The organism is Candidatus Pseudomonas phytovorans, assembly GCA_029202525.1.
Lineage (GTDB): Bacteria > Pseudomonadota > Gammaproteobacteria > Pseudomonadales > Pseudomonadaceae > Aquipseudomonas > Aquipseudomonas phytovorans.
The window spans coordinates 6,219,968-6,226,488 of the sequence record CP119325.1; the positions used below are offsets into that span (position 1 = coordinate 6,219,968).

At 56.3% G+C, this 6,521-nt stretch carries 8 protein-coding genes and 4 tRNA genes; all 12 read right to left on the reverse strand.

What is annotated here, in order from left to right; translation table 11 throughout:
- Positions 1–183: 183 nt before the first annotated feature.
- The 12 genes from rplA to birA all read right to left on the reverse strand — a co-directional run bounded on the left by rplA (position 184) and on the right by birA (position 6,357).
- Positions 184–879: a 50S ribosomal protein L1 gene (gene rplA, locus P0Y58_27615; protein WEK30604.1), complete on the reverse strand. Its 696-nt coding sequence runs from the start codon at positions 877–879 to the stop codon at positions 184–186.
- Positions 879–1,310 (reverse strand): 50S ribosomal protein L11, encoded by a 432-nt coding sequence (rplK, locus tag P0Y58_27620; GenBank protein WEK30605.1) that lies wholly within the window; start codon positions 1,308–1,310, stop codon positions 879–881. Before rplK ends, rplA begins: the two co-directional genes overlap by 1 nt.
- Before the next feature lie 119 nt (positions 1,311–1,429).
- Positions 1,430–1,963 carry a transcription termination/antitermination protein NusG gene (gene nusG, locus P0Y58_27625; protein ID WEK30606.1) on the reverse strand — a complete coding sequence of 178 codons (534 nt, stop codon included), beginning with the start codon at positions 1,961–1,963 and terminating at the stop codon, positions 1,430–1,432.
- Positions 1,964–1,972: 9 nt separating this feature from the next.
- Positions 1,973–2,341 carry a preprotein translocase subunit SecE gene (gene secE, locus P0Y58_27630; protein ID WEK30607.1) on the reverse strand — a complete coding sequence of 123 codons (369 nt, stop codon included), beginning with the start codon at positions 2,339–2,341 and terminating at the stop codon, positions 1,973–1,975.
- Positions 2,342–2,385: 44 nt separating this feature from the next.
- A tRNA-Trp gene (locus P0Y58_27635) sits at positions 2,386–2,461 on the reverse strand.
- Between the two features lie 54 nt (positions 2,462–2,515).
- Positions 2,516–3,709 carry an elongation factor Tu gene (tuf, locus tag P0Y58_27640; protein WEK30608.1) on the reverse strand — a complete coding sequence of 398 codons (1,194 nt, stop codon included), beginning with the start codon at positions 3,707–3,709 and terminating at the stop codon, positions 2,516–2,518.
- Positions 3,710–3,787: 78 nt separating this feature from the next.
- Positions 3,788–3,863: transfer RNA gene (locus P0Y58_27645), tRNA-Thr, on the reverse strand.
- A gap of 29 nt (positions 3,864–3,892) precedes the next feature.
- Positions 3,893–3,966, reverse strand: a tRNA-Gly gene (locus P0Y58_27650).
- 23 nt (positions 3,967–3,989) lie between these two features.
- Positions 3,990–4,073, reverse strand: a tRNA-Tyr gene (locus P0Y58_27655).
- Positions 4,074–4,225: 152 nt separating this feature from the next.
- Complete coding sequence (locus tag P0Y58_27660) at positions 4,226–4,651, reverse strand: hypothetical protein (protein ID WEK30609.1); 426 nt, start codon at positions 4,649–4,651, stop codon at positions 4,226–4,228.
- 7 nt (positions 4,652–4,658) lie between these two features.
- Positions 4,659–5,408, reverse strand: coding sequence for a pantothenate kinase (locus P0Y58_27665; protein ID WEK30610.1), 750 nt, complete (start codon positions 5,406–5,408; stop codon positions 4,659–4,661).
- On the reverse strand, positions 5,398–6,357 hold the full coding sequence (birA, locus tag P0Y58_27670) for a bifunctional biotin--[acetyl-CoA-carboxylase] ligase/biotin operon repressor BirA (GenBank protein ID WEK30611.1): 960 nt from the start codon (positions 6,355–6,357) through the stop codon (positions 5,398–5,400). The genes P0Y58_27665 and birA overlap by 11 nt, the downstream gene beginning before the upstream one ends.
- Between the last annotated feature and the right edge of the window lie 164 nt (positions 6,358–6,521).

Here is a 6,521-nt window from a genome sequence, read left to right on the forward strand (position 1 = left end):
TTTTTACCGTTTCATCTGGCCGAAGCCGGATGTCGTTTTGGTGTCTGATTCAGTAACGAATCGGGAGCACCATCTGCGTGGGCTGGTATTTTAAGGCTTGCGCCACCTACGGTCTTGGATAGCCCCCGCCAGGCAGGGACCCCAATTTTTGCTGGCAGCGCGACGGGTCGCACTGCCATGTACTTACACGTCCAGCGAGCTCTGGTCGATGACCAGACCTGGGCCCATGGTGGTGCTCAGGGTAACGCGCTTGACGTAGATACCTTTCGAGGAAGCTGGCTTGATACGCTTCAGATCAGCGATCAGGGCTTCAACGTTTTCCTTCAGCTTGCCAGCTTCAAAGCCGATTTTGCCAACGGAGGTGTGGATGATACCGTTTTTGTCAGTACGGTAGCGAACTTGACCAGCCTTGGCGTTTTTCACGGCAGTGGCTACGTCTGGGCTAACGGTACCAACTTTCGGGTTAGGCATCAGGCCGCGAGGACCCAGGACCTGACCCAGCTGACCTACAACGCGCATTGCATCAGGCGATGCGATGACAACGTCATAGTTCAGGTCACCGGCTTTCATTTCGGCAGCCAGATCGTCCATACCTACGCGGTCAGCGCCGGCAGCCAGAGCAGCTTCAGCAGCTGGACCCTGGGTGAAGACGGCAACGCGAACGGTCTTGCCAGTGCCGTGCGGCAGCACAGTAGCGCTACGAACAACCTGGTCGGATTTACGCGGGTCAACACCGAGGTTAACGGCGATGTCGTAGGACTCGACGAACTTGGCAGCAGGCAGCGAGGCCAGCAGAGTTGCCGCTTCTTCGAAGTTGTAGGACTTGCCTGCTTCGATTTTCTCGGCGATTGCCTTTTGGCGCTTAGTCAGCTTAGCCATTACACACCCTCCACGTTCAGGCCCATGCTGCGGGCAGAGCCAGCGATGGTGCGTACAGCAGCGTCCAGGTCAGCGGCGGTCAGATCAGCCTGTTTTGCCTTGGCGATATCTTCCAGCTGAGCACGGGTAACGGTACCGACTTTAACGGTGTTCGGACGAGCCGAACCGCTGGTCAGGCCAGCAGCTTTCTTCAGCAGAACCGAGGCAGGGGTGCTCTTGGTCTCGAAGGTGAAGCTACGGTCGCTGTAAACAGTGATGATCACAGGAGTCGGCAGGCCGGCTTCTTGACCCTGGGTACGGGCGTTGAAGGCCTTGCAGAATTCCATGATGTTCACACCGTGTTGGCCCAGTGCTGGACCAACGGGTGGGCTTGGGTTGGCCTGGCCGGCCTTAACTTGCAGCTTGATGTAAGCCTGAATCTTCTTAGCCATGAGCTACTCCAAAATCGGGTACGAACGCCTGATGGCTCCCCGGATGACTTGCGTTTTATCCCAGTGACGACAAAACCCCGCAACACACAGGGCTGCGGGGTTTGGGATACTTCGTCCGCCTAGACCTTTTCGACCTGGCTGAACTCGAGCTCCACCGGAGTAGAGCGACCGAAAATGAGCACCGCCACCTGGAGGCGACTCTTTTCGTAGTTAACTTCTTCGACACTACCGTTGAAGTCAGCGAACGGACCGTCAACGACACGAACCACTTCACCTGGCTCGAACAGCGTCTTCGGCTTCGGCTTGTCACTGCCATCGGCAACGCGACGCAGGATAGCTTCAGCTTCTTTATCAGTGATCGGTGCAGGTTTATCTGCAGTACCACCAATAAAGCCCATCACACGAGGGGTGTCCTTGACCAAGTGCCAAGTCCCTTCGTTCATCTCCATCTGGACCAGTACATAGCCAGGGAAGAATTTACGCTCACTCTTGCGCTTCTGGCCGTTGCGCATTTCCACGACTTCTTCGGTCGGAACCAAGATCTCGCCGAAACCGTCTTCCATGCCAGCCAGCTTGACGCGCTCGATCAGGGAGCGCATTACATGCTTCTCGTAACCCGAGTAAGCATGCACAACATACCAACGCTTAGCCACGGGACACCTTTAGCCAACGATCAGGGAGACCGCCCAGCCGAGCAGGGAGTCGAGCCCCCACAACAGCAGTGCCATAACCAGAACGACAGCCACGACAATAAGCGTGGTCTGAGTGGTTTCCTGGCGGGTCGGCCACACGACTTTACGGATTTCGGTACGAGCTTCCTTCGCCAACGCAAAGAACGACTTGCCCTTCGCAGTCTGCAGAGCTACAAAGCCCGCGACAGCAGCCAGGACGAGAAGTGCGAGAACGCGATACAGGATCGGAGACGCGGAGTAATATTGATTACCCACAACAGCTACAACCACCAAAGCAACTACAGCCAGCCACTTGAACAGATCAAAACGCGATTCTTGGGCTTCAGTTTTGGGAGTCATCAAGGAGGATCCTGTGAGAAGAAAGCCATCACACCGAAGTGAAATGGCAGGTCAGGAGGGAATCGAACCCCCAACCTACGGTTTTGGAGACCGTCGCTCTGCCAATTGAGCTACTGACCTGTAACGCTGTATCAGGCCGGCCATTATACCGGCCTGATCAAGTAAATCAACTACTTATTCAATAATTTTTGCTACGACGCCGGCGCCGACGGTACGACCGCCTTCACGGATAGCGAAGCGCAGACCGTCTTCCATTGCGATGGTCTTGATCAGGGTGACAACCATCTGGATGTTGTCGCCTGGCATTACCATTTCAACGCCTTCCGGCAGTTCGCAGTTACCGGTCACGTCAGTGGTACGGAAGTAGAACTGAGGACGGTAGCCTTTGAAGAACGGAGTGTGACGACCGCCTTCTTCTTTCGACAGAACGTAGACTTCTGCGGTGAACTTGGTGTGCGGCTTGACCGAACCTGGCTTGACCAGAACCTGGCCACGCTCAACGTCGTCACGCTTGGTACCACGCAGCAGAACGCCGCAGTTCTCGCCAGCACGGCCTTCGTCCAGCAGCTTGCGGAACATCTCAACACCGGTGCAGGTGGTGGTTTGAGTGTCACGCAGACCAACGATTTCCAGCGCTTCCTGAACCTTGACGATACCGCGCTCGATACGACCGGTAACAACAGTACCGCGACCGGAGATCGAGAACACGTCTTCGATTGGCATCAGGAACGGCTTGTCGATAGCACGCTCTGGCTCTGGGATGTAGCTGTCCAGAGTTTCGACCAGCTTACGAACGGCAGTGGTGCCCATTTCGTTGTCATCTTTGCCTTCCAGCGCCATACGAGCCGAACCGATGATGATCGGGGTGTCGTCGCCTGGGAAGTCGTAGGTGGACAGCAGGTCGCGAACTTCCATCTCGACCAGTTCCAGCAGCTCAGCGTCGTCTACCAGGTCAGCCTTGTTCAGGAAGACCACGATGTACGGAACGCCAACCTGACGGGACAGCAGGATGTGCTCACGGGTTTGTGGCATCGGACCATCGGCGGCCGAGCAAACCAGGATCGCGCCGTCCATCTGGGCAGCACCGGTGATCATGTTCTTCACGTAGTCAGCGTGACCTGGGCAGTCAACGTGAGCGTAGTGACGAATGGTCGAGTTGTATTCGACGTGAGCGGTGTTGATGGTGATACCGCGCGCTTTTTCTTCCGGAGCCGAGTCGATCTTGTCGAAGTCAACGATTGCGGAACCGAAAACTTCGGAGCAAACGCGAGTCAGAGCTGCGGTCAGAGTGGTCTTACCGTGGTCAACGTGGCCGATAGTGCCGACGTTAACGTGGGGAAGGGAACGATCAAACTTTTCCTTAGCCATCGATACAATCCTCCGCAGAAGAAATAGTCTTGCGCTGATAAAACAAAGGCAGATATTTTCATATCTGCCTTGTTTATATGGAGCTCTTGAGCGGACTTGAACCGCTGACCTCACCCTTACCAAGGGTGTGCTCTACCAACTGAGCTACAAGAGCGAAACACTTTGTGCAAAATCCAGCAAACTTGGAGCGGGTAGCGGGAATCGAACCCGCATCATCAGCTTGGAAGGCTGAGGTTCTACCACTAAACTATACCCGCGGAGCTTGCGGCTCTCGCTAAACTGGTGGAGGGAGAAGGATTCGAACCTTCGAAGCTCTCGCAACGGATTTACAGTCCGTCCCCTTTGGCCGCTCGGGAATCCCTCCAGATGTGGCCGGCATTCTATTCGCCTGCCGCCCTAGTGTCAAGCTTTTTTTCAAATTTTTTCAATCAAATCTGAAACTTAGCTGCTTTGACACCGCTTCCAGCTCTACCACCTGAGTGGTGTTCCCTGTGAAGCGGGCGCCATTCTATCAAGCTATTCACCAGTTGCAATACCCTGGCAGTAAATAATTTTATGTTTTAAGTCTTTGAAATCATTGGAAAGAGCCGAAAGGACCGTTTGGTCCAGCAAACGCTCGCTTTCAGGGGCAACCTTGAGCCAGCGCCCATCTGCCCCAGGCAGCAGCCCAGCCACTGGCAAGGTGGCAATATCCAGGCTCAGCAAGCGCTGACGCAGTGCATCCAGCTGCTCCTGCCTTGCTACACCACCCACTACCAGACATTCGTCACGGCGCCTGGGTGGTGCCGACACACCTGTTTCACGCAATAGCCGGATTTCTTGCTGATTCCCCTTGTACAGTGACAATGGGGCGACTTCCTTGACCTTCAGCGGTGCTTCCTGCTGATGCCATACGTAATAGAAGACGTTGAGCACCAGTAACAACAGAAACAACCAACGCATAGGCACCTCAATCCAATGGGCAGGCCATGGCCAAGCCAGCGAAAACCAGGTCAGGGACGACACGCGCCTGCGGCAAGGCCTCCCTCACCAGCGGCGCATCGCCCCCAGTAAGGAATACCGTGAACTCATCACCCCACAGTGCACGCGCCTGCTCCAGCTGGGTACGCGCAAAGCCCTGGAGCATCAGCACGCAACCACGCTCTACCGCCTCGACGGTAGAACGGCCCGGCGACAGGCTGGTCAATGCGCGCTCGGCGGACGCATCGTCGTAGCGGATACGCCGGGTGTGCGTGCGCAACTGACTGCGCATCAAGGGCATGCCCGGGCAGATATAGCCCCCCAAGTGCTCGCCGTCGGCGGCAACAAAATCTGCCTTGGCAGCAGTACCCAGATCTATTACCAGGCACGCGCCCTTGGCCAGGTGAAATGCACCCAACGCAGCCAGCCAACGATCCATGCCCAAACGCTGATAGTCGTCATAACCGTTGTGCACACCAGCCATGCTCTGTGCTGGGTGCGCAACTTGCGCCTGCACGGCAAATGCCTGGGCAATCACTTCACAAAGCGCGTCGGTTTCTTCTTCGCTGCGCACGCTGACAATGCGGCAGCCCGTCAGACGCACTAAAGCCAGCGCTGCTACTTCTGCCAGCAGCGCTTTATCGGAATCGACGATTCCGCCACCTTCAATCACTGCATCCGCGGTATGGATTACGCGCCATTTGATGAAGCTGTTACCGCAATCGAGCTCAAGAATCATCACGCAACCTCAAACTGAGCTCACCACCACTGAAGCTCTTTTCAACTCCGTCCACGTCAAGGCGCAAGCCGCCCTGCCCGTCGACGCCAAGAACCACCCCATCAATGCGCGTATTACCGGCGACCAGTGACACATTGCGCCCTTGCCAAAGGTGTGCCTGCTCCCATTCTTCCTGGAATGCGGCAAACCCGTAGCGACGATGGCGTGCCAATTCGTGCTGCAATTGCTGATTGAGCGACGCCACCAAGCTGTTACGGTCTATCGCCGCGCCTGCCTCACGTCGCATGGAGGTCCACTCCTGGTCGACCTGGTCGTTCACCTGCATGTTCACATTGATACCGATACCCAGCACCACATGACAGACATCAGCAGGGTCACCCACCAACTCCAGGAGAATACCGGTGATCTTCTTCCCGCGAACCAGTACGTCGTTGGGCCATTTGAGCCCTACATCTTTAACGCCGAACGCCTGCAGAGTCCGCATGACTGCAACACCCACCACCAGGCTCATGCCTTCGAGCTGGCGCATGCCGCCATCTACACGCAAGACCAGGCTGTAATAGAGGTTTTCGGCAAATGGGCTGACCCATTTCCGGCCACGTCGGCCTCGGCCAGCACTTTGGCGCTCGGCCAGAACGACAAATGGCGCTACCTGCCCTTGATTGGCAAGCCTCAAGCCTTCGGCATTGGTCGAGTCGATGGTTTCGTGAATGAAAACCGGCCACTGCTCGCCTACGGCAAACCCTGCGATCGCCTGCGCCTCAAGTAAAGCCAGCGGTGCCGCCAGCTGATAGCCGCGCCCACGAACCTTATGAATGGTGAGGTTCAATTCACCCTCGAGGTGCTGCAGCTGCTTCCAAACGGCGCTGCGACTCACTCCGAGGGCTGCCCCCAGAGCTTCTCCGGAATGGAACCGGCCATCCTTGAGGAGATTCAACAACTTCAGCATGCCAGTCTCGACTTGGAATAAGGCACGCATGATAGCCATGGGCTGTTGGCTTGCATAGGAAAAGGGCCCGCAAAGCAGGAGCCAACGAGGATGGCGCCGCCTTTGCCGGTGTTCGCGCCTGAGGCAGCTCCCATAGGGTGATATTTTTCTGAACCACAAAGACA

What these genes read in the sequence shown, in the direction of transcription:
- rplA (WEK30604.1), bottom strand. Translation starts at nt 879, where the DNA reads ATGGCTAAGCTGACTAAGCGCCAAAAGGCAATCGCCGAGAAAATCGAA.
- rplK (WEK30605.1), bottom strand. Translation starts at nt 1,310, where the DNA reads ATGGCTAAGAAGATTCAGGCTTACATCAAGCTGCAAGTTAAGGCCGGC.
- secE (WEK30607.1), bottom strand. Translation starts at nt 2,341, where the DNA reads ATGACTCCCAAAACTGAAGCCCAAGAATCGCGTTTTGATCTGTTCAAG.
- tuf (WEK30608.1), bottom strand. Translation starts at nt 3,709, where the DNA reads ATGGCTAAGGAAAAGTTTGATCGTTCCCTTCCCCACGTTAACGTCGGC.
- P0Y58_27660 (WEK30609.1), bottom strand. Translation starts at nt 4,651, where the DNA reads ATGCGTTGGTTGTTTCTGTTGTTACTGGTGCTCAACGTCTTCTATTAC.
- P0Y58_27665 (WEK30610.1), bottom strand. Translation starts at nt 5,408, where the DNA reads ATGATTCTTGAGCTCGATTGCGGTAACAGCTTCATCAAATGGCGCGTA.
- birA (WEK30611.1), bottom strand. Translation starts at nt 6,357, where the DNA reads ATGCTGAAGTTGTTGAATCTCCTCAAGGATGGCCGGTTCCATTCCGGA.